The organism is Lysobacter concretionis Ko07 = DSM 16239, assembly GCF_000768345.1.
In the GTDB taxonomy this organism is placed as follows: domain Bacteria; phylum Pseudomonadota; class Gammaproteobacteria; order Xanthomonadales; family Xanthomonadaceae; genus Novilysobacter; species Novilysobacter concretionis.
This window is the reverse complement of sequence record NZ_AVPS01000004.1, coordinates 97,567-119,991: the sequence shown is the minus strand read 5'-3', so window position 1 is coordinate 119,991 and position 22,425 is coordinate 97,567. Positions and strand designations below refer to the sequence as shown.

The 22,425-nt window shown below is 65.6% G+C and carries 18 protein-coding genes; 11 read left to right on the top strand and 7 right to left on the bottom strand.

From position 1 onward, the window contains the following. The first annotated feature begins 44 nt into the window (after positions 1 to 44). Entirely contained in the window at positions 45 to 692 is a 648-nt protein-coding gene (locus N792_RS05100; protein WP_036193155.1) for an SCO family protein, read from the top strand. Between the two features lie 7 nt (positions 693 to 699). Then, positions 700 to 1,584: an archaetidylserine decarboxylase gene (gene asd, locus N792_RS05095; protein WP_036193154.1), complete on the top strand. Its 885-nt coding sequence runs from the start codon at positions 700 to 702 to the stop codon at positions 1,582 to 1,584. A 19-nt stretch (positions 1,585 to 1,603) separates the two neighbouring features. Here asd and N792_RS05090 read toward each other — a convergent pair whose 3' ends face one another. Next, positions 1,604 to 3,148 carry a transglycosylase SLT domain-containing protein gene (locus tag N792_RS05090; protein ID WP_036193151.1) on the bottom strand — a complete coding sequence of 515 codons (1,545 nt, stop codon included), beginning with the start codon at positions 3,146 to 3,148 and terminating at the stop codon, positions 1,604 to 1,606. A gap of 196 nt (positions 3,149 to 3,344) precedes the next feature. On the opposite strand from N792_RS05090, the gene N792_RS05085 reads away from it, so the two are divergent. The 3 genes from N792_RS05085 (at position 3,345) to N792_RS05075 (ending at position 6,905) form a co-directional block, all read left to right on the top strand. Further along, entirely contained in the window at positions 3,345 to 4,874 is a 1,530-nt protein-coding gene (locus N792_RS05085; protein ID WP_036193150.1) for a helicase HerA-like domain-containing protein, read from the top strand. Positions 4,875 to 4,929: 55 nt separating this feature from the next. Beyond that, positions 4,930 to 5,442 (top strand): copper resistance protein NlpE, encoded by a 513-nt coding sequence (locus N792_RS13400; RefSeq protein WP_052103502.1) that lies wholly within the window; start codon positions 4,930 to 4,932, stop codon positions 5,440 to 5,442. A 110-nt stretch (positions 5,443 to 5,552) separates the two neighbouring features. Then, the gene (locus tag N792_RS05075) at positions 5,553 to 6,905 is read left to right on the top strand and encodes a tetratricopeptide repeat protein (RefSeq protein WP_052103500.1); all 1,353 of its coding nucleotides are present in this window, start codon (positions 5,553 to 5,555) and stop codon (positions 6,903 to 6,905) included. 250 nt (positions 6,906 to 7,155) lie between these two features. On the opposite strand, the gene N792_RS05070 is transcribed toward N792_RS05075, so the two are convergent. Then, complete coding sequence (locus tag N792_RS05070; protein WP_036193148.1) at positions 7,156 to 8,658, bottom strand: rhomboid family intramembrane serine protease; 1,503 nt, start codon at positions 8,656 to 8,658, stop codon at positions 7,156 to 7,158. 127 nt (positions 8,659 to 8,785) lie between these two features. On the opposite strand from N792_RS05070, the gene greB reads away from it, so the two are divergent. Beyond that, positions 8,786 to 9,289 (top strand): transcription elongation factor GreB, encoded by a 504-nt coding sequence (gene greB / locus N792_RS05065; RefSeq protein ID WP_036193147.1) that lies wholly within the window; start codon positions 8,786 to 8,788, stop codon positions 9,287 to 9,289. 51 nt (positions 9,290 to 9,340) lie between these two features. Here greB and N792_RS05060 read toward each other — a convergent pair whose 3' ends face one another. Continuing rightward, on the bottom strand, positions 9,341 to 10,036 hold the full coding sequence (locus N792_RS05060; protein ID WP_036193146.1) for a hypothetical protein: 696 nt from the start codon (positions 10,034 to 10,036) through the stop codon (positions 9,341 to 9,343). Between the two features lie 147 nt (positions 10,037 to 10,183). Further along, entirely contained in the window at positions 10,184 to 11,530 is a 1,347-nt protein-coding gene (rimO, locus tag N792_RS05055; protein ID WP_052103498.1) for a 30S ribosomal protein S12 methylthiotransferase RimO, read from the bottom strand. Between the two features lie 152 nt (positions 11,531 to 11,682). On the opposite strand from rimO, the gene N792_RS05050 reads away from it, so the two are divergent. Together N792_RS05050 and N792_RS05045 are read left to right on the top strand one after the other, a co-directional pair. Next, positions 11,683 to 12,345 (top strand): dienelactone hydrolase family protein, encoded by a 663-nt coding sequence (locus N792_RS05050; protein ID WP_036193144.1) that lies wholly within the window; start codon positions 11,683 to 11,685, stop codon positions 12,343 to 12,345. Continuing rightward, positions 12,342 to 12,764, top strand: coding sequence for an HIT family protein (locus N792_RS05045; protein ID WP_036193143.1), 423 nt, complete (start codon positions 12,342 to 12,344; stop codon positions 12,762 to 12,764). Before N792_RS05050 ends, N792_RS05045 begins: the two co-directional genes overlap by 4 nt. 127 nt (positions 12,765 to 12,891) lie before the next feature. Here N792_RS05045 and dcd read toward each other — a convergent pair whose 3' ends face one another. Together dcd and apbC are read right to left on the bottom strand one after the other, a co-directional pair. Then, positions 12,892 to 13,470, bottom strand: coding sequence for a dCTP deaminase (gene dcd, locus N792_RS05040; protein WP_036193141.1), 579 nt, complete (start codon positions 13,468 to 13,470; stop codon positions 12,892 to 12,894). A 68-nt stretch (positions 13,471 to 13,538) separates the two neighbouring features. Continuing rightward, on the bottom strand, positions 13,539 to 14,594 hold the full coding sequence (apbC, locus tag N792_RS05035; protein WP_425478851.1) for an iron-sulfur cluster carrier protein ApbC: 1,056 nt from the start codon (positions 14,592 to 14,594) through the stop codon (positions 13,539 to 13,541). Positions 14,595 to 14,890: 296 nt separating this feature from the next. On the opposite strand from apbC, the gene N792_RS05030 reads away from it, so the two are divergent. Continuing rightward, the gene (locus tag N792_RS05030; RefSeq protein ID WP_052103496.1) at positions 14,891 to 17,722 is read left to right on the top strand and encodes a TonB-dependent receptor plug domain-containing protein; all 2,832 of its coding nucleotides are present in this window, start codon (positions 14,891 to 14,893) and stop codon (positions 17,720 to 17,722) included. 84 nt (positions 17,723 to 17,806) lie between these two features. Here the strand turns inward: N792_RS05030 and N792_RS05025 are convergent, their stop codons facing one another. Beyond that, the gene (locus tag N792_RS05025) at positions 17,807 to 19,387 is read right to left on the bottom strand and encodes a tetratricopeptide repeat-containing sulfotransferase family protein (RefSeq protein ID WP_036193140.1); all 1,581 of its coding nucleotides are present in this window, start codon (positions 19,385 to 19,387) and stop codon (positions 17,807 to 17,809) included. Positions 19,388 to 19,573: 186 nt separating this feature from the next. Here N792_RS05025 and N792_RS05020 point away from each other — a divergent pair, with 186 nt between their 5' ends. Together N792_RS05020 and metG are read left to right on the top strand one after the other, a co-directional pair. Further along, positions 19,574 to 20,038, top strand: a complete 465-nt coding sequence (locus tag N792_RS05020; protein WP_036193139.1) for a DUF2147 domain-containing protein — start codon at positions 19,574 to 19,576, stop codon at positions 20,036 to 20,038. A 220-nt stretch (positions 20,039 to 20,258) separates the two neighbouring features. Beyond that, the gene (metG, locus tag N792_RS05015; RefSeq protein WP_036193137.1) at positions 20,259 to 22,346 is read left to right on the top strand and encodes a methionine--tRNA ligase; all 2,088 of its coding nucleotides are present in this window, start codon (positions 20,259 to 20,261) and stop codon (positions 22,344 to 22,346) included. The last annotated feature ends 79 nt before the right edge of the window (positions 22,347 to 22,425 follow it).

The window sequence follows — 22,425 nt, the reverse complement described above, 5'->3', positions numbered from 1 at the left end:
CCCGCTATCATGGCCGCTGCCATCGCGTCACTACCGGGTCGTCCATGTTCAATCGCAGCACCGTCATCATCCTCATCGCCGCGCTGGCCGCGGGTCTGGGCCTGTTCGCTTCGCAGCGTTATTTCGCCGACCAGCCGGCTCCGTCCTGGCCGCAGACCAGCGCCGTGCGCCTGTTCGACCCGCCGCGCGTGCTGCCCGACTTCAGCCTGCGCCAGGCCGACGGCACCCAGCTGGTCCCGGGTGAGCTCAAGGGCCACTGGACGCTGGTGTTCCTCGGCTTCACCCATTGCCCGGACGTCTGCCCGTTGACCCTGACGCAGATGTCGCAGGCGCAGCGGCAATGGGAGTCGATCCCCGAGTCGATCCGGCCGCGGGTGCTGTTCGTCTCCGTCGACCCGGAGCGGGACAGTCCGGACCGCATCGGCGAGTACGCCCACGCCTTCCACAAGGACACCCTGGCCGCGACCGCCGACATTCCCGCGCTGGAGAATTTCGCCCGTTCACTGAGTCTGGTGTTCGCCAAGGCGCCGCCCGAGGAAGGCGCGCCGGTCGACCAGTACTCGGTCGACCACAGCGCCACGATGGCGGTGCTCGACCCGCAAGGCCGCATGTCCGGCCTCATCCAGCCGCCGTTCGATCCGGCCGCGATCGCCGCCGACATGGCCGTGCTGACGGCCGCCAGCGCACCCTGAGTCAACCATGAGCCTGCCCACCAAACTCACCTACGTCCTGCCGCACCGGCTGCTGTCCGCGCTGGCGCGCCGGCTGGCGTATTCCGACCAGCCCCACATCCGGCGCTGGCTGATCGACACCGTGGTCCGCAAGTTCGGGGTGAACCTCGACGAGGCGGTGAAGTCCGACCCGGCCGACTACACCACCTTCAATGCCTTCTTCACCCGGGCGCTGAAACCCGGCGCACGCGTGGCCGATCCCGACCCGCGCAGCCTGCTGATGCCCGCCGACGGCCGCATCAGCCAATGCGGCGCGATCACCGCCGACGCCGATGGCAACGGCCGGATCTTCCAGGCCAAGGGGCAGTCGTTCACCACCGCCGAGCTGCTCGGCGACGACGAGGCAGCGCGCCTGTTCGACAACGGCCTGTTCGCGACCGTCTACCTGTCGCCGAAGGACTATCACCGTGTGCACATGCCGTGGACCGGCCGGCTGCGGGAAACCGTGCACGTGCCCGGGCGCTTGTTCAGCGTCGGCCCGGCGGCCGTGCAGCACGTGCCGCGTTTGTTCGCCCGCAACGAGCGTCTGGTCTGCCACTTCGACACCGACTTCGGCCCCATGGCGATGGTGATGGTCGGTGCGCTGCTGGTCTCCGGCGTGGAGACGGTCTGGAGCGGTGAGGAGATCCCCGCCTACGGCGATGCGGTCACCGTCAAGGACTACCGCGGCGAGGACATCGTGATCGGGCGCTTCGAGGAAATGGCGCGATTCAATTACGGCTCGACCGTGATCGTCCTGCTGCCGGCGGGCACGGCGGAACTGGCCGCTGGCCTGGGCGCCGAATGCCCGGTACAGCTCGGCCAGGCGCTGGCGCGATTGCTGTCGCCGATGGACGGGCATCCGCCGGCGTAGGCAGCCATCGCCGAGAAAATCAGCTTCCGGCCTTGCAGCCTTCCAGGCTCAGTTCCTGCCCCGGGCGCAATGCGTAGCGCGGCGGCTTGATGCCGTTGTTGCGGGCCAGCTCGCTGGTGTCGCACTGGAACTTCCGGCCGATGGAGCTCAGGGTTTCGCCGCGCTGTACCTGGTACCTGCGTTTGGTCGTCGTGGCCGGCTTCGCGTTGGCGGGCGCAGCAGCCGTCGCCACGGTGGCGGGTCCCAACGCCGTCACCGGGCCGGTGCGAACGATCGCCTGGCCCGCATCGCTGGCCACCAGCTCACGCGCGAGTTCGGCGCGCGGCCCCTGCACGCACTGGCGCTTGTACAGGCCGACGATCCGCGTGGTCGCCCGCAGGGTGGTGCCGGCCGGCAGCCAGTCCTCGGCCTGGTAGCGCGGGTTGAGGTTGCGCAACGCGCGCATGTAGCCCTCGCGCACGCCGCGATTGCCCAGGCAGATGGTCAGCTGGTAGATCGACGCCGGCTGCTCCAGACGCAACGCTGCGGGCTTGGGGTCGAGCCGGGGCAGGCTCAGGCCGTACTCGCGCGGATGCAGGAACAGCCACGCGGCGGCGATCACCATCGGCACGTAGTCGCGGGTTTCCGGCGGGAACTGCTGGTAGACGTCCTGGTGCCAGAAGTCCTTGCCGCCACTGCCCTGATACACCCGCAGCGCACGGCCCTCGCCGCCGTTGTAGGCGGCCAATGACAATTCGATGCTGCGGTTGAGCTCGCGCATCCGTTCGTTGAGGTAGCTGACACTGGCCTCGGACGCGGCGTAGGCGTCGTAGCGGGTGTCGAAGCCGGTGCCGTCATCGCCCAGACCGAAGCGCTTGCCGGTGGCGTACATGAACTGCATCGGCCCGGCCGCACCGGCGCGCGAGGTCGAATGCACCCGGCCGTTGGATTCCTTGGCCATGATCCCGAACAGCAACGCCTCCGGCAGCCCGGCACGCTCGTACTGCGGCCACATCAGGTGGCGCATGTACTGGTAGTTCTCGTAGCTGGTCAGGAACGCGCCACGCATGTCGGTCAGCCAGCGGCGGATGCCTTCCTGCACGGCCGGGTTGTACTGGACCATGCGGTCGAATTCGTGGCCGTCATCGGCGCCCAGCAATGCCGCCGCGCGGGCGGCTTCGGGCACGTCCTGCGCGAACGAGGTCATGTGGTGGCCGATCTCGTCCGATGACAGCTCGTCCAGCAGATCGTCGTCGGCCTCGAGGTCGGCATTGAGCTTGAGCAGGCGCTTGTAGGTGGTCAGCAGGCCGGTCACCGAACAGCCGCGCTGGCGCGAGCAGGACGCGACCACATCCTCCATGTCCTCCAGTGCGCGGTCCGCGTCCGCGCTGCCGGACGGATCCGCGTGGCCGATCTTGACCAGCGCTTCGCGGTACCCGGCTTCGGCCGCTTCCATGCGTTGGGTGATCGCATCCACCGCCGCCTGGTCGCGTTGCGAGATCGCCCCGGCATCGAAGGACACCAGCACCAGGGCAAGACCGGCAAGGAAAACGGAAATACGCGAAAGACAGGCAATGACGGGCATGGACGGCAAGCGATGCGGAAGCGGTCTGCAGGGTAGTCCGCGGCGATGACGAACCGCAAACGGATCGCGGAGCGGCGGATGGCGGCTGTCGCCGGATCGCCGACGAGCCAGCGGCACCCGGCCTGCCGATCGCCCGGCAAATTCCAACGGCCGGTTTAGGCCATAGAATCGACCGCATCCCATTTTGGAAGCAGCCATGGCGCCCACTCCCCCACCCGTCCTGCTCGGCAAGGCCATCACCACCCCCGATTCGTTGCCCGACACCCACGGCCAGGTGTTCCTGCAGCCGCGGCTCGGCAACCGCCACGGCCTGGTCGCCGGCGCGACCGGTACCGGCAAGACGGTCACCCTGATGACCCTGGCCGAAGGATTCTCGCGGATCGGGGTACCGGTATTCCTGGCCGACGTGAAGGGCGATGTGGCCGGGCTTGCGGTGCCGGGCACGCTGAACGACAAGCTGCAGGCGCGGATCGACCAGATCGGCATCGACGGCTACACCAGCGAAGGCAGCCCGACCCTGTTCTGGGACCTGTTCGGCAAGCTCGGTCATCCGGTGCGCGCCACCGTCAGCGAGATCGGCCCGACCCTGCTGTCGCGCATGCTCGAGCTCAACGACACCCAGTCGGGCGTGCTCGACATCGTGTTCAAGCTGGCCGACGACCGCGGCCTGCTGCTGCTCGACCTGGCCGACCTGCGCGCGCTGCTGAACCTGGTGGCGGACGAGCGCAAGACCGTTTCGGTCGAGTACGGCCTGGTCAGCAGCCCGTCGGTCGGCGCGATCCAGCGTGCCCTGCTGCGACTGCAGTCCGACGGCGGCGACCAGCTCTTCGGCGAGCCCGCGCTGGAGTTGTCCGACCTGATGCGCACCACCACCGATGGCCGCGGGATGATCAGCATACTCGCCTCCGAGACGCTGGTGCTGAAACCGCGGCTGTATTCCAGCTTCCTGCTGTGGCTGCTGTCGGAGCTGTTCGAGCAGCTGCCCGAGGTCGGCGATCTGGACAAGCCCAAATTGGTGTTCGTGTTCGACGAGGCGCACCTGCTGTTCGACGATGCGCCGCCGGCGCTGCGGCAGCGGGTGGAGCAGGTGGTGCGCATCATCCGCTCCAAGGGCGTGGGCGTGTATTTCTGCTCGCAGTTTCCCGATGACGTGCCCGACAACATCCTCGGCCAGCTCGGCAACCGGGTGCAGCACGCGTTGCGTGCGTTCACTCCGCGCGACCAGAAGGCGGTACGCACGGCGGCGCAGACCTTCGTCGCCAACCCCGCGCTGGATGTCGCCGTCGCGATCGGCCAGCTCGGCACCGGCGAGGCGCTGGTGTCGACCCTGCAGGACAAGGGCATCCCGATGCCGGTCGAGCGCACCCTGATCGCGCCGCCACGTTGCCGTATGGGTGCGATCACCGATGCCGAACGCGCCCAGATCCGCGCCGGCAGTCCGGTGGGAGCGAAGTACGACACCCGCGTCGATCGCGAGTCCGCGATGGAGATGCTCGCCAGAAAGGCGGATGCCGCCGCGACCCAGGCCAACGCACCCGCCGCAACGCCCATCCCGGAAGAAAGCGGTGGTGTGAGCCAGGCGATCAAGGACGCGGTGTTCGGCACCAAACGCCGCCAGGGCATGGTCGAGACGATGGCCAAGCAGACCGCGCGGACAGTCGGCAACCAGATCGGCCGGCAGATCCTGCGCGGCGTGATGGGCAGCCTGTTCGGCGGGCGCAAGTAATCCCGCCCGGTCTTTTGCCGCACCCCATATCCAGAGCAACGACAGGAGTCCCGCCATGAACCCGAAATTTCTCGCCCTCGCCTGCATCGGCGCATTCGCCCTTGCCGCCTGCGCCCAGAAAAACGCGGCCCCCGCCACGCCCGTCGAGCCCGCCACGGACGTCTCTGCGATCGCGCCAGCCGACACCGGGCCGGCACCGGCGGACGTGATTCCCGCCGGCCAGACGCCCGACTCCGACTTCGACCAGCGCGCCTTCTCCGGCACCTTCGCGGGCACCCTGCCCTGCGCCGACTGCCCCGGTATCGACGTCACCCTGGCGCTGGAAGCCGATGGCACCTACCAGCTCACCCAGGTCTACCAGGAGCGCCCGGATGCCACCTGGCAGGTGGACGGCAGCTGGACCGCCGAAGCAGACAACCGCGTCCTCCGGCTGGACCCCGACAGCAAGACCGACAACGACCAGCTGTACGCGATCGACTCCCACGACCGGATCGTGATGCTGGGAGCGGATGGCCAGCCGGCCCAGAGCGGGCTGGACTACGGCCTTACCCGTCAGCCCGCCCAGTAATTCCCCACCCGCGCGCGTCGGCGGTCCAGCGATGCATTCCACCATCAGGACGGCCCGGCGCAATGGGGCCGTTTTTCATGCGCCACCCGCGGCGACCCAAGGATCGAACCATGCACGGCAGCACCAACTCCCAGCGCGGCCCCACTCCCGTCCCTTTCTGGCTGCGCCTGCGTGAGATCAGTACCTACCCGTTCCGCGGCGCCGCACTCTACAGCCTGATCGCCCTGACCCTGTTGAGCCTGCTGGGCATCGTGCCGGTGCTGGGCTGGATCATCGTGCTGCTGCTCTGGGTCGCCGCCTACAAGTACGCGTTCGAGATCCTGCGCACCACCGCCGATGGCCGGATGGAATCCCCCGAGGCGGCGCTCGGTACCGACGACGGCGCGGTCGTGCGCCTGCTCGGCATGATGATCGTGTTCGGCATCGTGGCCATCGTGGCACTGATGTTGGGCGGCCCCGTCATCGGCCTGCTGGTCGTGGCGGCGATCGTGTTCCTGCAGCCCGGCTGCGTGATATCGCTGGCGCTGGACGGGGGCCTGCCCCGCGCACTCAACCCGGCCACCTCGCTGGGCCTGGTCGCCCGGATCGGCTGGCCCTACCTGGCGGTGTTCGGACTGCTGTTCGTGATCCAGGCCAGCGCGCTCACCGCGGGCGCCTGGCTGTCGCGGGTGATGCCGCCGGTACTGGCCGACCTGTCGGTGACCGCCGTGTCGTTCTGGGGCCTGTTCGCGACTTTTCACCTGATGGGCTATCTGATCTACCAGTACCACGACGTGCTGGGTTACGAACCCGATCACTCCGCGACCCTGCCCGGCCGCCACAGCCCCGACCGCGACCTGCTGGCCGAAGCCGAAGATTACGTCCGCGACGGCCAGCTCGACACCGCGCTCGAACTGCTGCGCAGCGAAACCCGCAGCCGCGCGGTCGGTGTCGACGTGCACGAGCTCTACCACCGCCTGCTGCGCCAGCATGGCGACACCCCCGCCCTGATCGAACACGCCGGCCAGTACCTGAACCTGCTGATGCTGGAGGCCGGCCCGCAGCACGAGCGGCGCGCATTGGGCCTGCTGCGCGAGGCGCTCGATGCCGATGCCGCCTTCGTCCCGCTGCAGCTCGAGCACGCTGTCCAGTTGCTGGAGCGCGCCCGGTCGGGAGGACAGAGCCAGCTCGCCGTCGACACCTGGCGCGCCCTGCTGGGCGCCCACCCACGTCACCCGGACGCCCCGGCCTGGGGCCTGGCCGCCGCATTGATGTTGAGCGATCGCCTCGGCCGCGACGACGCGGCCCGCACGTTGTTGGTACAGGCGCGTCAACGCTGCGAAGCCCAGGCGCTCCTGTCCAGCAGCGGGCAAGGCGCCAACCCGGAGGATCCCGCCCACGAGGAGGCGCAGCGGAAAAACGAAGCATTGCTGCAGAAAATCGACGCCGCCTTGAAGGCCCTGCAAGCGACTACCGAGGCATAAACGCCGGATCCCGGTGATCACTGCCCGCCGAAACGCATGAGCTTTTGTCCCGCGGGGACTTCCTTCGGTCGCCCGGGCTTTTGTAGGAGCGGCTTCAGCCGCGAACGCGCAGAAAACGCACCCGTCGGGATCGCTCCATCATTCGGGCAACATGCTTCCGACCCGGACTCTCACGACGGGATGGAATGTGTGCAGGTCGCGGCTCAAGCCGCTCCTGCAATCGGCGACCCACCGGAACGACCGGCAACAGTCAGCCGGATGGGCGTTGAACACCCATCTCGCCCAGCAGCAGGCGCGCCTTTTCGGCCTGCGGTTGCCGGGGGTGGCGTTCGACAAGTTGCTGCAGCGCCCGCCGCTGGGCCTCGTCCAGCTGCCGGTCGCGATATGCCAGCGCCAAACGGAACCAGAGCAGTGCCTGTGCCGGTGCGTGTCCGGGATCATCCGCCGACGTTGTCGCTGTCGGGGCATCCATCGGCAACAACGCCAACTCGACCGCCTCCAGCGCCCCGGCTTGCAACCAGCGCCGGGCCAGTTCCAGACGCGTCTCGACAGACGGGCCCACACCGGCCCGATCCAGTTCACGCAGCACGTCACTCTGCAACACGATTTCATCCCGGCCGGTCCCGACGTGGTCGAGCACAGCCCGCCCACGCTGCCGCGCCAGATCCTCGCGGCCGCCATTGCGCGCAACGCGATAACGCATCACTGCGACGTCCAGCCGGTCCGGTTCGTCACGGGCGATCGCGGCCAGCAAGCTCTCCGCCTCGGCCAGCTGCATGCGGCCCAGATGCGCCTGCGCCTGTTCCCAACGCCCGTCGGTTTCCGCTTGCATCCCCGTGCTGATGAAGGTCTGCCTGACCTGGCCGAACCCCACCAGCACCCCGCCCATGATGGCGCCGCTGACGATGCCACCCGCGTGTGCATCGAACCCGATACCGATATCGTCATTGGCCAGCAGGTTGTAGACCTCCCAGCCCAGCCACGCCGGCAACAGCCAGATCGCCGGCGCGCGAACGTAGTCGAACACCACGCCGAACCAGTAGAAAAACCGTACCGGCTGGCGCCCCCACACCACGCAGAAAACCCCCATCAGCGCCGCCACCGCACCCGATGCGCCGAGCCCGCCGCCGGCCTCGCCCCATCGCCACAGCAGCGACACCGCGCTGGAAGCGAACGCGCCCAGCAGGTACACGGCGAGAAACCGCCCCGGGCCGAGCGCACCTTCCACCAGCAGGCCGAGCGCAAGCAGGAACAGCATGTTGCCGACCAGGTGCATCGCGCCGCCATGCAGGAACGCCGCGGTCAGCATCCGCCCGGGATCGATTTCGGAACTGCGCAGGAGGTGGCGCAGGGTGAACACCTCGTCGAGTCGCGCATCGTAGGCGGCGCGCAAGGGCTTCCAGGCTTCCAGTTCCGACGCGTTGTCGAACAACGCCCCCGTGCGCAGTGCGGTGATGAACTCCACATCGGTCAGCGTGCGCCGGGCCACTTCAGCCGAACGCTGCACGACCGGCATCCGGCCCAGTTCAGCGGCCGCATCGCTCTGGTGGGTGGCGAGCAGGTGACGCTGGTAGGCGGGCATTTCGTAACGCGCCAATCCGGCCTGCTGGTACTGCCGTTGCGCCTGCATGATCGCCTCCTGGTCGCCGCTCTGCAGGCCGAAGAACACCCAGGCGTTGACCAGGATCAGCAGCGCGGTGACGAACGGAAACGTCGCGCGCGTCAGTGGATGGTGCAGTGGAATGATCAGCATGCGGGGCGGCGTTGGCGATGACAGCGCAGGGTCGTCGATACTGTCCCCCGCACGCAAGACGACAGGGCCGTATCGACGGCCTCATCGACGCCGGCCTTGCGCCCCGAATGAACTTCCGGAGTCACCCATGAGCCGCTGGCGTCCGCCCGTACCGGCAAGCACCGCATTGATCACCCGCGCCGGCCACGACCGCCTGAAGGCGGAGCTGGACGAGCTGTGGCGCGTCAAACGTCCCGAAGTGGTAAAGGCTTTGTCGGCCGCCGCGGCCGAGGGCGACCGTTCGGAGAATGCCGAATACACCTATCGCAAGAAGCAGCTCGGCGAGATCGACCGCCGCGTGCGCTATCTCAGCAAGCGGGTGCCGGCATTGCGCGTGGTCGATGCGGCGCCGTCCGACCCGCAGACGGTCTACTTCGGCGCAATGGTCGAGGTGGAGGACATCGTCAGCGGCGAGACGCGTCGCCACCGCATTGTCGGCCCCGACGAGACCGATGCCCGACTCGGCTGGATCAGCATCGACTCCCCACTGGCGCGCGCGATGCTCAAGAAGCGGCTGGATGACGAATTCGAGGCGCAGCTCCCCGGCGGCCTGCAACGGTTCGTGATCGTGGATGTGCAGTACGCCGACTGACCTGTGCACGCCCAGGCGCGCTCTGTCGGGGCGGCATTCATGCGGTTGTGCTCACGGTGTCGCAGACCCACCCTCACGCACGCTGGCCGCAACCATATGACGCTTGAGTTCGCCATCAAGCAACACGAGCGGGTCCGGCATCCGGCCCAGGCTCACCGGCGCGGAAGGCCGTGCCGTCCTGCTTTCGGGGCCATAGACATACACGTCTTGACCGCTGTCCAGGGTCACCGCCTCGCCATGCATGGTCGTGTATTCGCCGGTGTCCAGGTTCCAGTGCAGGCGCGTGGTCCCCTGCGTCACATCGGCACTGTACTGCTCGGCGGTCAGCTCGATCAGGTGCGCCTCGCGCGCCGCGTGGTCGTAGCGGAACCGGTAATTGATCACGGTCACACCACTCTCATCAACGACCTGGTCCACCACCAGCTGATCGTTTTCAAGCCGCAGCGATACCGATGACCGGGGTGATACCGTCAAACGGCCTTCGCCAAGCTCGCGTGCACCGATCCGCGCACTCCCGGGCGCACCGTCCAGAATCCCCAGTACCCGTTCGTTCCGGTCGGCAGCGACATAGACCACATCCGCCTGCCCGTCCCCGGTGAAGTCGGCATCGAGCCTGGCCTCCAGTTCGAGCGTCCCCAGATAGGCGCGCAAATCGACGGTGTCGATACCGGCCACGCCCTGCTGGGCCGAAGCAGGCAACGATAGCCCCAACAGCCCGGCCACACTCAACACCATCACCCACTTCATGCTGCCTCCGGGTCCAGGCGGGCGGGCACACATTGGATCTGCCCGCAATCGCCACCCTGCATGGATTGGAGACGCAATCCGCGCCGCAATACGGCCACTGCATCGCCCGTGGCCCCACCACGCGGCCCGGCAGCCGCCCGCAGGCACTCAATCCTCGAAGGACACCTCGCCGAACAGGTCGTGCTCGTCGCTGCCCATGATCTCCACGTCGGCGAAATCGCCCGGTTTGAGGCCGGCGAAGTAGCCATTCTGGATCTGCACCACGCCGTCGATTTCCGGTGCATCGGCCATCGATCGGCCGATCGCCAGCTCGCCGTCGACCGCATCGATGATGCAGCGCTGCACGGTGCCGACCTTGGCTTCCAGCTTCATCGCGGAGATCTCGGCCTGTCGCTCCATGAACCGGGCCAGCCGCTCCTGCTTGACCGCCTCGTCGACCGGGTCGGGCAGCTCGTTCGCCTTCGCGCCTTGCACCGGCGAATAGGCAAACGCGCCGACGCGATCCAGCTGGGCCTCATCGAGGAAGTCCAGCAGCTCCTCGAACTCCGCTTCGGTCTCGCCGGGGAAACCGACGATGAAGGTGGAGCGGATCGTCAGCTCCGGGCAGGTCTCGCGCCAGCGGTGGATCCGAGCCAGCGTCTTGTCGATCGCACCGGGCCGCTTCATCAGCTTCAGCACGCGCGGGCTGGCGTGCTGGAACGGGATGTCCAGGTACGGCAGGATCTTGCCGTCCGCCATCAATGGAATGATGTCGTCCACGTGCGGGTACGGGTAGACGTAATGCAGCCGCGTCCACAGTCCCAGCTCGCCCAGGCCTTCGCACAGCGCCTTCATCCGGGTCTGGTAGCTCTTGCCGCGCCACTCGTGCTCGGCATAACGCAGGTCCACGCCGTAAGCCGAGGTGTCCTGCGAGATCACCAGCAGTTCCTTCACGCCGCCCATCGCCAGCTTCTCGGCCTCACGCAGCACCTGGTCGATCGGCCGCGATACCAGGTCGCCGCGCATCGACGGAATGATGCAGAAGCTGCAGCGGTGGTTGCAGCCTTCGGAAATTTTCAGGTACGCGTAGTGCTTCGGCGTCAGCTTGATGCCGGTGTCAGGGACCAGGCTGATGAACGGGTCGTGCCGCGGCGGCAGAACCTCGTGCACCGCAGTGAGCACGCTGTCGTAGTCCTGCGGGCCGCTGATCGACAGCACGCCCGGGTGCGCTTCGCGGATCACGTCGGCGCGCTTGCCCAGGCAACCGGTCACGATGACCTTGCCGTTCTCCGCCATCGCCTCGCCGATCGCATCCAGCGACTCGGCCACCGCTGAATCGATGAAGCCGCATGTGTTGACCACCACCACATCGGCGTCGTCGTAGCTGGGCACCAGGTCGTAGCCCTCCACCCGCAGCTGGGTGAGGATGCGTTCGGAATCGACCAGCGCCTTCGGGCAGCCGAGACTGATGAAGCCGACTTTCGGGGATTTGGACAGGCTGTCTTGCAGGGGCATGGGGCGACCAGGTGGCGAAGGTATGCATGAACCATGCGCCGCACGCCACGCACGGAAAATGCGAAGCGATGCGACGAGGCTGGGGCGCGGATTATAGCCTTGGCGCTAGAATCGACCGGGAATGGCGCCCAGCCAGGCTGAACGGAGCCGACATGAACCGCTGGATCACTCTGGAAACCCCGCACGGCCCCATCCGTGCCTGGCGTTGCGAGCCGGCCGGCCCCTCACACGGCGCGGTGGTCGTGGCGCAGGAGATTTTTGGCGTCAATGCGCATATCCGCCACGTCACCGAACAATTCGCGCAAGCCGGCTTCGTTGCCCTGGCACCGGCGCTGTTCGACCCGGTCGAAACCGGCGTGGAGCTGGCCTACGACGCCGCCGGGATCGCCCGCGGCCGCACGCTGACCACGGCGCTGGGTATCGACCGGGCCATGGACCTGATGGACGCTGCCGCCGATGACCTGCAGGACGAAGGGCTGCGCACCGGCGCAGTCGGGTTCTGCTGGGGTGGCACCCTCGCCCTGCTCGCCAATACCCGTCTGGGGCTGCCTGCGGTGAGTTATTACGGCGGCCGAAATGTGCAGTTCCTCGGCGAGCCGCTGCGCGCGCCCATGATGTTCCACTTCGGCGACCGGGACCGCAGCATTTCGGCCGCCGACGTCGAACTGCATCGCAGCCGCTACCCCGGCGCCAGCGTGCATGTCTATCCGGCCGGGCACGGCTTCAATTGCGCGCCACGCGACGACTACGACCCCGCCAGCGCCGCGCTGGCCTGGCAACGCACCACCGATTTCCTCGAGGAGAACCTGCGATGAGCCGTCAGGACCTCGGCTGGCGGCTGGATCCCCGCCTGGCCGACGACACCCACCCGGTCACCGTGCTCGGACTCAGCGAGCTGCGGTTGATGGACGACGCCAATCACCCCTGGCTGATCCTGGTGCCACGCATCGAGCACATCGTGGAATGGATCGACCTGGACGCCGCCCAGCAGGCGGAACTGACCCGCGAGATCGACCTCGCCTGCCGCGCGCTGCAGAGCGCATTCCGTCCGCACAAGCTCAATGTCGCCGCACTCGGCAACCAGGTTCCGCAACTGCATGTGCACGTGATCGCGCGGTTTGAGAACGACATCGCCTGGCCCCGCCCGGTGTGGGGCAGCGCCACCGCCCGCCCCTATTCCGCCGAACAACTGGTGCAGCGCATCCAGCAATTGCATGCCGTATTGCCGGCTTGAACAGCACTGGGCCTGACCGGGCCGCTGGTTTACCGGCTGTCCCCCCAGACTCTGGCGCGCCGTTCCGATCCTGACTTCCAGTCACCCATCAGGATCACCCACGAGGATCACCCATCAAGATCGCCGATCAGGTGCGCGGCAAGGTCACTCCGCGCTGGCCCTGGTACTTGCCGCCGCGATCCTTGTACGACGTCTCGCAGATGTCATCCGCGGCCGCCTGGAAGAACAGCATCTGCGCCACGCCTTCGTTGGCATAGATGCGCGCCGGCAGCGGCGTGGTGTTGGAGAACTCCAGGGTCACGTGGCCTTCCCACTCCGGCTCCAGCGGGGTCACGTTGACGATGATCCCGCAGCGCGCATAGGTGCTCTTGCCCAGGCACACCACCAGGGTGTCGCGCGGGATGCGGAAGTACTCGACCGTGCGCGCCAGCGCGAACGAGTTCGGCGGGATGATGCACTCGTCCGCCTCGAGGTCGACGAAGCTGCCGGGATCGAAATTTTTCGGATCGACGATCGTCGAGTTGATGTTGGTGAAGATCTTGAACTCGCGCGAGCAACGCACGTCGTAGCCGTAGCTCGACGTGCCGTAGCTGACGATGCGCTGGCCGTCCTCGGCATGCTTGACCTGCCCCGCCTCGAACGGCTCGATCATGCCGTTGGGCTGTTCGGACATGCGACGGATCCAGCGGTCGGACTTGATGCTCATGCAAGGTTTCCCCGTACGGTCGGACCGGCCCGGGTATCCCGCAGGCCGAAAGCGTCCGATTGTAATGCCTACAACAGCGAGGCCGAGATCGATGGCGTGACCCGCGGCCGCATCGCCAGATGCACCGCGATCTGACGTGCCGCATCGCGATACGCTTTCGCCGCCGCCGAATCCGGCTGCGCCAGCACCACCGGCACGCCGGCATCGCCCTGTTCGCGGATCGCCCGCTCCAGCGGCAGGCTGCCCAGCAGCGGGACGTCGTACTGGCTGGCCATGCGCTGCCCGCCGCCTTCGCCGAACACGTGCTCGGCATGGCCGCAGTTGCTGCACACGTGCACGGCCATGTTCTCGATCAGGCCCAGCACCGGCACCTCGACCTTCTCGAACATCTTCAGCGCCTTCTTCGCATCCAGCGTAGCGATGTCCTGGGGCGTGGTAACGATCACCGCCCCGGCCACCGGGATCTTCTGCGCCAGGGTCAGCTGGATGTCGCCGGTACCCGGAGGCAGATCCACGACCAGGTAATCCAGATCGCTCCAGCGCGTGTCATTGAGCAACTGCGACAAGGCCGACGTCGCCATCGGTCCACGCCAGATCATCGGTGTGTCCTGCTCGACCAGGAAGCCGATCGACATCGTCTCCACCCCATGCGCACGCATCGGCTCGATCGACTTGCCGTCCGGACTGTCGGGCCGACCGCTGATGCCCAGCATCATCGGCACGCTGGGCCCGTAGATGTCGGCATCCAGAACCCCGACCTTCGCCCCGTCCGCCGCCAGCGCCAATGCCAGGTTCACCGCCGTGGTCGACTTGCCCACCCCGCCCTTGCCCGAACCGACGGCGATCACGTTGCGCACTTTCTGTAACGGAGACAGCTTCGGTTGCACGGCGTGACTGGTGATGCGCTGGGTCAGCTCCAGCCGCGTCAACGCCAGCCCATCGCCCGCCAGCAGCGCCTTCACCGCTGCTTCCAGTTCATCGCGCAGCCACGCAACCGGCACCCCCAGATCGATCGATACCGCCACGCTGCCATCGGCCTGCGCCACGCGCACCCGCGCACCAAGCGCCGTCAGCGGAGCATCGCTGCCCGGCAACAACAAGCCGCCGATGCGGGCCTGCAACAGATCAGTCACTGGGAATCCTCGTCAAGTCCACGTCTGGGCCGCCATTGTCGCAGGCGCCGTGAAGATGCGGGCTGATGTGGGTCAACCGGGAGGCACGATACTGGCGAGCCGGCTGCGTCTCCCGGGAATTTGCGACCCAATGCCACCCAACCGCCGACAAAAGGCATCCCTTACAGCACCACCATGGCCGCAACATTAACGTTGTGTTAATGTCGAAACGCAGTCGTTTTTTTGGGACGGGTGCACCAAGGTTTTACCGAAATATTTCTGTTAAAACAAACAGTTATGGAGTAATTATGCCTTCACGTCGTTCTCAGTTACAGCGCAGCCCACTGACCGCAGCGCTGTTTGCTGCACTATTGGTACCTGCATCGGGCTCCCTCTTCGCACAAGACGTCAACGCGGATCAGGACACCCCTGCCAGCACCCAGGCCAAGAATCTTGACCGCGTCACCGTGACCGGGTCGCTCATCCCGCAGACCGCGGTCGAAACCTTTACTCCGGTCACCGTGATCTCCGCCGAGGACATCCAGGCACGGGGGTTCACGAGTGTCACCGACGTGCTTCAGCAGTCGTCGTTCGCTACCGGCAGCATCCAGGGCTCACAGACCTCTGCCTCATTCACCCAGGGCGCCGAAACGATCAGCATGTTCGGTCTGGCACCCGGCTACACCAAGTACCTGATCAACGGTCGGCCGATGGCCGACTACCCGGCGCTTTACAACGGCAGCGACACATTCAACAACATCAGCGGCATCCCGGTGGATCTGGTCGAGCGCATTGAAATCCTGCCGGGCGGACAATCGTCGCTATATGGTTCGGACGCCATCGCTGGTGTGGTCAACATCATCCTTCGCAAGAACATGGATGGCGCTTCCATCAGCGTCCGCGGCGGCACCTATACGGACGGCGGCGGCGACTCGGGCCGGATCACCGCAGCTACCGGCTTCAGCACTGCTACCGGGCGCCTCAACGGCGTGGTCGGTGCCCAATATGAAAACAGCGAGCCGATCTGGGGCTACCAGCGCGACATCACCAAGCAGTTCTATCGCAATGGCACTTCGGCACCCATTGCGAGCCGCGACTGGCTGGTGCATAGCCCATTCACCAGCTACAACTTCATGGATCCAAACAATTGCGCCAATGTGACCGACGCTTTTGCGGGTACCGTAGACTTCCGCAGCCGTGCAGGCTTTGGTGATTACTGCGGTTCGTTCATGACCCCGGGCTACCGGACGTTGAAGAACGGCAAGGACTCTCTGCAGCTGTACAGCCACGCCACTTTCGACCTCAACGACAACCATCAGCTGTATGCAGATGTTCTGTTCAGCAAGGAAGAGGTCAAGTATCACATCGGCTCGAACTACACCTGGTGGGGCACCGGTGTGGAATGGGGCTACTTCTACGACCCGGACCTGGATGACCTGTTGAACCTGCAGCGCGCATTTGCCCCGGAAGACATGGGTGTAGGCGGCTTCGAAAATTCGATGGAAAAGAACAAGACCGAGTCCTGGCATGTAACTCTCGGTTCGGAAGGCCGCCTTGGCGCATCCAACTGGGATTACGACGCAGGCCTGACCAGCACCCACTACAAGTTGGACGAACAGGGATTTGCACGTTTGGCGGGCCCGATCAACGATTACTTCCAGGAGCACGTCCTTGGGCCGCAACTGGGTTGGGACCCCTACTACGATAATTACCCCGTGTTCCAGCCGGACTATGCGGCGTTCTACACACTGATGTCGCCGGAAGATTTCCGCAGCTTTACCGGCTACACCAGTTCAAAGAGCAAGACGACCAACAATACCCTGCGTCTGCAGTTCACCAATGGCGAGCTGTTCAAGCTGCCGGGCGGCGATGCCGGCGTCGCCCTTGCCGCTGAAGCAGGCAAGGAAAAATGGGACTACAAGCCTGACGCGCGATTTGCGACCGGCGACATCTGGGGCACGACTTCGGTGGATGGCGGCGGCCAACGTGACCGCTACGCGGCCATTGGCGAGCTCCGCCTGCCAGTATTCGAACCCCTTACCGTGTCGCTGTCAGGCCGTTATGACCGCTTCGAACCGAAGGGTGGAGAAGCTGTCAGCGATAGCACCTACTCGCTGGGAGTCGAATACCGACCGGTGGAAAGCTTCATGTTTCGCGGAAAATACGGCACCGCATTCAAGGCACCGACCTTGGCCGACCAATTCCAGGCGGCGAGCGGCTATTACAGCTTCGTCCCGGACTACTACCGTTGCCAGCAGCTGGGCTTCGATCCGGTCAATATCGACAAGTGCCCGGGTACGTTCTCCAATCGACAGTTCTTCGGCACGACTGGCGGCAGTTCGGACCTTGAATCGCTGACCGCCGACGTGTGGAGCGCCGGCTTTGTCTGGGCGCCGCTGCCGCAGCTGTCGCTCACCGCGGATTACTTCCATTGGGATATCCGCAACGAAGTCGGCCAGCAAAACGCTTCCGGCCTCGCCTTGCGCGAAATGCGTTGCCGCACCGGCGAGCCCGGTTACGACATCACCTCGCCGGTCTGCGTGGATGCGTTGTCGAAGATCACTCGTGATGGCCTTGAGCGGATCACCCAGATCTATACCCCAAAGGTGAACGAGGCGCAGGAGCTCCTCGACGCGGTGAACGTCAGCGCGAACTATGTCTGGAATATCGGGACCTATGGGGAGCTGTTGTTCCGCGGTTCGTATACGAACAACATCAAACATGAGTTCGTGGCGTTCGAGGGCGACGAGACCATCGACCTGATTCGCAACCCGGGCTGGAGCAGCGATCCCAAGAGCAAGGCCAACGCCTCGGTTACGTGGAAAACGGGGAACTGGAGTACCACGGCCTATGCCAACCGCATTGGCCACACCCCGAACTACCGGGCTCGCGTGGTCGAGACCTATGACGACCCGCTTGCCGGCAAACTCGATCCATTCACCACCTACAACCTGAGCGTGAGCTACACGCCGCTGGAAGCATTGAACCTGTCGGTGTCGATAAGCAACCTGTTCAACGACATGCCGCAGGAAGACCGCACCTACCCCGGCAGCTCGGGCGCGCCTTACAACAGCTCTCAGTACAGCATTTTCGGCCGGGCGATCTACTTCGAGGGACGCTACGCTTTCGGCCGGAAATAATCCGACCCAATAGCAGTAATGCTTGATGCAATGCCCGCGGCGCAAACCGCGGGCATTGTGTTATCCCGCGCAGGGAAAGTCACATCAATCGGTGATGGCGCCGCCCTCTTTCAGCAGCTTTCGCAGTTCCGTCATTTGCCCCTCATAGTGCTTCCAGCGTTGCAGGGACTTCCGGTTGATGGGCTCGCGGACCTGCACGGCACTGGCCGTGGCCACCGGTGACTGGTTCTTCTCGAAATACAGGCAGGTGTCTTCCCACGGAAGCTCACAAAACTCCAGCAGTCGACGGGTGGAGCGTTCCTGTGAGTCCACCAGCTCCTCATACCCGAACTCGAAAATACGGCCCGGCAACACACGCTGCCAATGCGCCATCAACCGATCAAACAACAGGTAATAACGCCCAGTGTCCATCAGGTCAAATGAATAATCATAATAGGGCGAACTTTGCGAAAACAACTGCCGGAAGTTGCCGAGGCAGGTGTCGGTCGGCTCGCGCCGCAGGCAAATGATCTTTGCCCGCGGCAGCGCGCGGGCAATGAATCCCGCATAGAGAAAGTTGTGGGGAAGCTTGTCGATGAAACGTGCTGTATGTCCGGTGCCCGGGCGAGTGCTCGCCACGTACGCGTCGCCAAGCGCCGTCCAATCAACCTGCATGGCGCGCGATACGGTGTCCGGGTCCATCATGGACGGCGTGCGACTGCCGGAAGCCCGCTTGAGCAGGACACCGAAATTCTGCAGCTCTCCGGCGGAGTGAACAGACGAATGGCTGGACAGGATGCGGTCGACCAGGGTCGTACCCGACCGCGGCATGCCAATCACGAAAATAGGCTCCTCACTCTGACTACCCGCAGAAACTTGCGCAGGGTTTCCAAACGAGCGCGTCACCGCCTCGAAAAGCGCTTCGTCGCGCGCGATGGAATATTTCCGCCCCGCGCCGCCCGCCGCCTTGCCGGCCTTCAGGTGCTCAAAGGAGGGCACATAGTCCCGAAGGTCCTCCAGTTCCTTGGCCAAGGCAAGATTCAGATACAGCCGCGCAGAATCGTCGCCCTGGAATTGCTCCAGCAAGGAACGAAGACGATTCAGGTGATGGTGTTCCGTGGTTTGCTTGCGTAGCTGCGCCAACCCCAGATGGGCTTTCCAGTAACGTGGCTCCAGGGCAATGCAAGCTTCATATTCCCTCTCGGCCCCTTCGAGGTCACCGGAAAACGTGAGGGACGTCGCCAGGTTGAAACGGTAGCTGGCGGCATCGGGCATCAGAGCAGCGGCTTGACGAAAAGCTTCAACCGCCCGGGTGTGGGCGTTGGCCTGCGTGAACACCACGCCCAGAGTATCCAGCGTCAGCGGGTCGGAAGGAGACAGGGACATCGCCTGTTCGGCCGCAATTACGGCCTCGCGCACGAGTCTTCCGGCCGCAAGCGCACGTGCATATTGTGCGGCGTAATCCGATCGCTTCGGATTGAGGCTTGCCGCACGTTGCAGATGCCCGAGGGCATGTGGGATCTGTTTCTGCTGTAATGCAGCGACACCTGCCACGAAATGCACTCCCGGATGTTCCGGCGCGCCCTTCAAAAGCCGATCGGCCATTTGTGCCGCCTCCGTCCAGTGGCCGCGGTTCAAGGCTTCGACCGCTTGTGCGTACCACTGAACCGCCTGATTTCTCGACATGCGCAGGATTTTTCATTTCCGGAAAGAAACCGATCGTATCCAAACGGCCTCGTGTCCGCTTGCACTCCCCTACCACATGCGCAGCGGGCAGCCGACCGGCGCAACGCTGTTTGGATGCGGTATAACGACTCCGCGCCGCCGGTTTCCGCGCGGCATCACACTCACAGCCATCCCCAGGAGGGAATCATGTTCAGGAAAACCACGCTCAGGAAACTGTTGACCCTGCTGGTCTTCGCCCTGCCGCTGCTGGCGGTGCCGCTTTCCGCCGCCGCCCAGCAGACGCCGGTCGGCACCTGGACCACGATCGACGACAAGACCAAACAGCCCAAGTCGGTGGTGGAGATCTACGAGGCCCAGGACGGCAGTCTGTCGGGCAAGGTGGTGACGGTCCTGCAGTCCGAGCAGGGACCGAACCCGGTCTGCAAGGAGTGTGAAGGCGACCGCAAGAACCGGCCGATCGAGGGCATGGAGATCATCTGGGGCGTAACCCGCAGTGGCAGCGAGTGGAAGGGTGGCAAAATCCTCGACCCGGCGACCGGCAAGATCTACTCGGTGAAGATGAGCCTGGCCGACAACGGCGCGAAGCTCGAGGTCCGTGGCTTCATGGGCTTCTCGCTGCTGGGCAAGACACAGACCTGGCAACGCAAGTAAGCGGCTGAGCGACCGGCCGGCGACGGTCATTCCGATTCGGCGCGTTCCGGTCGCCGCTGGATGAACCCGGCGCTCCATCCAACCCGTCATCAACGAAACGGCCTGCACCCTGCGGGCCGTTTTCCTTTGCGGCCGCACCGCGCGGGACGGCCACGGGACAGCCAGGTGCCGCTTGCCGCGCGTGCGATACTTCACGGCTCTGCCGCAACCCCGATACGCCATGTCCCGCGAGCTCGTCGTCACCTGCGCCCTGCCCTATGCCAACGGCCCCCTGCACCTGGGCCATCTGGTCGGCTACATCCAGGGCGACATCTTCACGCGCGCGCAGCGCCTGTCCGGCAACACCGCCCATTTCGTCTGCGCCGACGACACCCACGGCACGCCGATCATGCTGGCGGCGGAGAAGGCCGGGATGACGCCGGAGGCCTACATCGCCGGCGTCCAGGCCAGCCATGAGCACGATTTCGCGGATTTCGGGGTGGCGTTCGACCATTACGACTCGACCAACTCGCCGCGCAACCGTGCCTTGACCGAGGCGATCTACACCAAGCTCGACAACAACGGCCACATCACGCGGCGTTCGGTGGCGCAGTTGTACGACCCGGCCAAGGGCATGTTCCTGCCCGACCGCTTCGTCAAGGGCATCTGCCCGAAGTGCGGCACGCCGGACCAGTACGGCGACAACTGCGAGCACTGCGGGGCGACCTATTCGCCGACTGAACTGAAGGAGCCGCGCTCGGTGGTCAGTGGTGCGGAACCGGAGCTGCGCGAGTCGGAGCACTTCTTCTTCGAGGTCGGCAATTTCGATGCGTTCCTGCGCGACTGGTTGTCGGGTGACGTCGCCAACCCGGGCGTCAAGGCCAAGCTGCAGGAATGGCTGGACGCCGAGGGCGGCCTGCGCGCCTGGGACATCTCCCGCGACGCGCCCTACTTCGGCTTCCAGATCCCCGGCCATCCGGGCAAGTACCTGTACGTCTGGATCGACGCGCCGATCGGCTACCTGGCCAGCTTCCAGGCCCTGTGCGAGCGCGAGGGGCTGGATTTCTTCAGTTACCTGGCCCGCGACAGCGCGTCCGAGCTGCACCACTTCATCGGCAAGGACATCGTCAACTTCCACGGCCTGTTCTGGCCGGCGGTGCTGCATGGCGCCGGCTTCCGCGCACCCACCCGGCTGCACGTCAACGGCTACCTGACCGTCGATGGCGCCAAGATGTCCAAGTCGCGCGGCACCTTCGTGATGGCGCGCACCTACCTCGACGTCGGCCTGGAGCCGGAAGCGCTGCGCTACTACTTCGCCACCAAGACCTCAGGCGGCGTGGACGACCTGGACCTCAACCTGGCCGATTTCACCGCGCGCGTGAATGCCGACCTGGTCGGGAAGTTCGTCAACCTTGCCAGCCGCTGCGCGGGCTTCATCAGCAAGCGCTTCGACGGTCAACTCGCCGATGCCCTGCCTGATCCGGCGATGTATGCGCGCTTTGTCGAGCAACTGGAACCGATCGCCGCGGCCTACCGCCGCAATGAAGCCGCCACCGCGGTGCGGCTGACGATGGCGCTGGCCGACGAGGCCAACCGCTATATCGACGACCACAAACCGTGGGTGATCGCCAAGCAGGAGGGGCAGGACGCGCAGTTGCAGGCCGTGTGCAGCCAGGGCCTGAACCTGTTCCGCGTGCTCAACACCGCGCTCAAGCCGGTGCTGCCGCGCGTCACCGCGCAGGCCGAGGCCTTCCTCGACGCACCGGTGACGGATTGGCGCACGCTCCACGCCCCGCTCACCGGCCACCGCATCCACGCCTACGAGCCGTTGTTCACCCGGATCGACCCGAAACTGATCGACGCCATGACCGAAGCCAGCAAAGACTCCATGAAAGCGACCGATGCCCCGCAGACACCGGCGGACGCGGCGGCACCTGTTGTCCCGCCCGCGTCAGCCACCACCGCGAAGTCCGCTGCACCCGATACGCCGCAGGCGGCCACCATCGGCATCGACGACTTCGCCAAGCTCGACCTGCGCATCGGCAAGGTGCTGGCCTGCGACTTCGTCGAGGGTTCGGACAAGCTGTTGCGGTTCGAGCTGGACGCGGGCGAGCTGGGCAAGCGGCAGATCTTTTCCGGCATCCGCGCGTCCTATCCGGAGCCGGAAAAGCTGGTCGGTCGCAGCGTGGTGTTCATCGCCAACCTGGCCCCGCGCAAAATGCGTTTCGGCATCAGCGAGGGCATGATCCTTTCCGCCGGTTTCGACGCCGGCGCGCTGGCCCTGCTGGATGCCGACAGCGGCGCGCAGGCCGGCATGCCGGTGCGCTGAGCAGCGCTGCAAGGGACGATGCGTTGGTGACGGCGGCAAGTCGTCGCCGGCGCACGCATCCCTCCTGCCGGTAACGAGC

Bases quoted from the DNA above. Each gene is read 5' to 3' on its own strand.
- N792_RS05100 (WP_036193155.1), top strand. From the start codon at position 45: ATGTTCAATCGCAGCACCGTCATCATCCTCATCGCCGCGCTGGCCGCG.
- asd (WP_036193154.1), top strand. From the start codon at position 700: ATGAGCCTGCCCACCAAACTCACCTACGTCCTGCCGCACCGGCTGCTG.
- N792_RS13400 (WP_052103502.1), top strand. From the start codon at position 4,930: ATGAACCCGAAATTTCTCGCCCTCGCCTGCATCGGCGCATTCGCCCTT.
- greB (WP_036193147.1), top strand. From the start codon at position 8,786: ATGAGCCGCTGGCGTCCGCCCGTACCGGCAAGCACCGCATTGATCACC.
- N792_RS05090 (WP_036193151.1), bottom strand. From the start codon at position 3,148: ATGCCCGTCATTGCCTGTCTTTCGCGTATTTCCGTTTTCCTTGCCGGT.
- N792_RS05020 (WP_036193139.1), top strand. From the start codon at position 19,574: ATGTTCAGGAAAACCACGCTCAGGAAACTGTTGACCCTGCTGGTCTTC.
- N792_RS05050 (WP_036193144.1), top strand. From the start codon at position 11,683: ATGAACCGCTGGATCACTCTGGAAACCCCGCACGGCCCCATCCGTGCC.
- dcd (WP_036193141.1), bottom strand. From the start codon at position 13,470: ATGAGCATCAAGTCCGACCGCTGGATCCGTCGCATGTCCGAACAGCCC.
- N792_RS05045 (WP_036193143.1), top strand. From the start codon at position 12,342: ATGAGCCGTCAGGACCTCGGCTGGCGGCTGGATCCCCGCCTGGCCGAC.
- N792_RS05060 (WP_036193146.1), bottom strand. From the start codon at position 10,036: ATGAAGTGGGTGATGGTGTTGAGTGTGGCCGGGCTGTTGGGGCTATCG.
- metG (WP_036193137.1), top strand. From the start codon at position 20,259: ATGTCCCGCGAGCTCGTCGTCACCTGCGCCCTGCCCTATGCCAACGGC.
- N792_RS05025 (WP_036193140.1), bottom strand. From the start codon at position 19,387: ATGTCGAGAAATCAGGCGGTTCAGTGGTACGCACAAGCGGTCGAAGCC.
- N792_RS05075 (WP_052103500.1), top strand. From the start codon at position 5,553: ATGCACGGCAGCACCAACTCCCAGCGCGGCCCCACTCCCGTCCCTTTC.
- N792_RS05030 (WP_052103496.1), top strand. From the start codon at position 14,891: ATGCCTTCACGTCGTTCTCAGTTACAGCGCAGCCCACTGACCGCAGCG.
- N792_RS05085 (WP_036193150.1), top strand. From the start codon at position 3,345: ATGGCGCCCACTCCCCCACCCGTCCTGCTCGGCAAGGCCATCACCACC.
- N792_RS05070 (WP_036193148.1), bottom strand. From the start codon at position 8,658: ATGCTGATCATTCCACTGCACCATCCACTGACGCGCGCGACGTTTCCG.
- rimO (WP_052103498.1), bottom strand. From the start codon at position 11,530: ATGCCCCTGCAAGACAGCCTGTCCAAATCCCCGAAAGTCGGCTTCATC.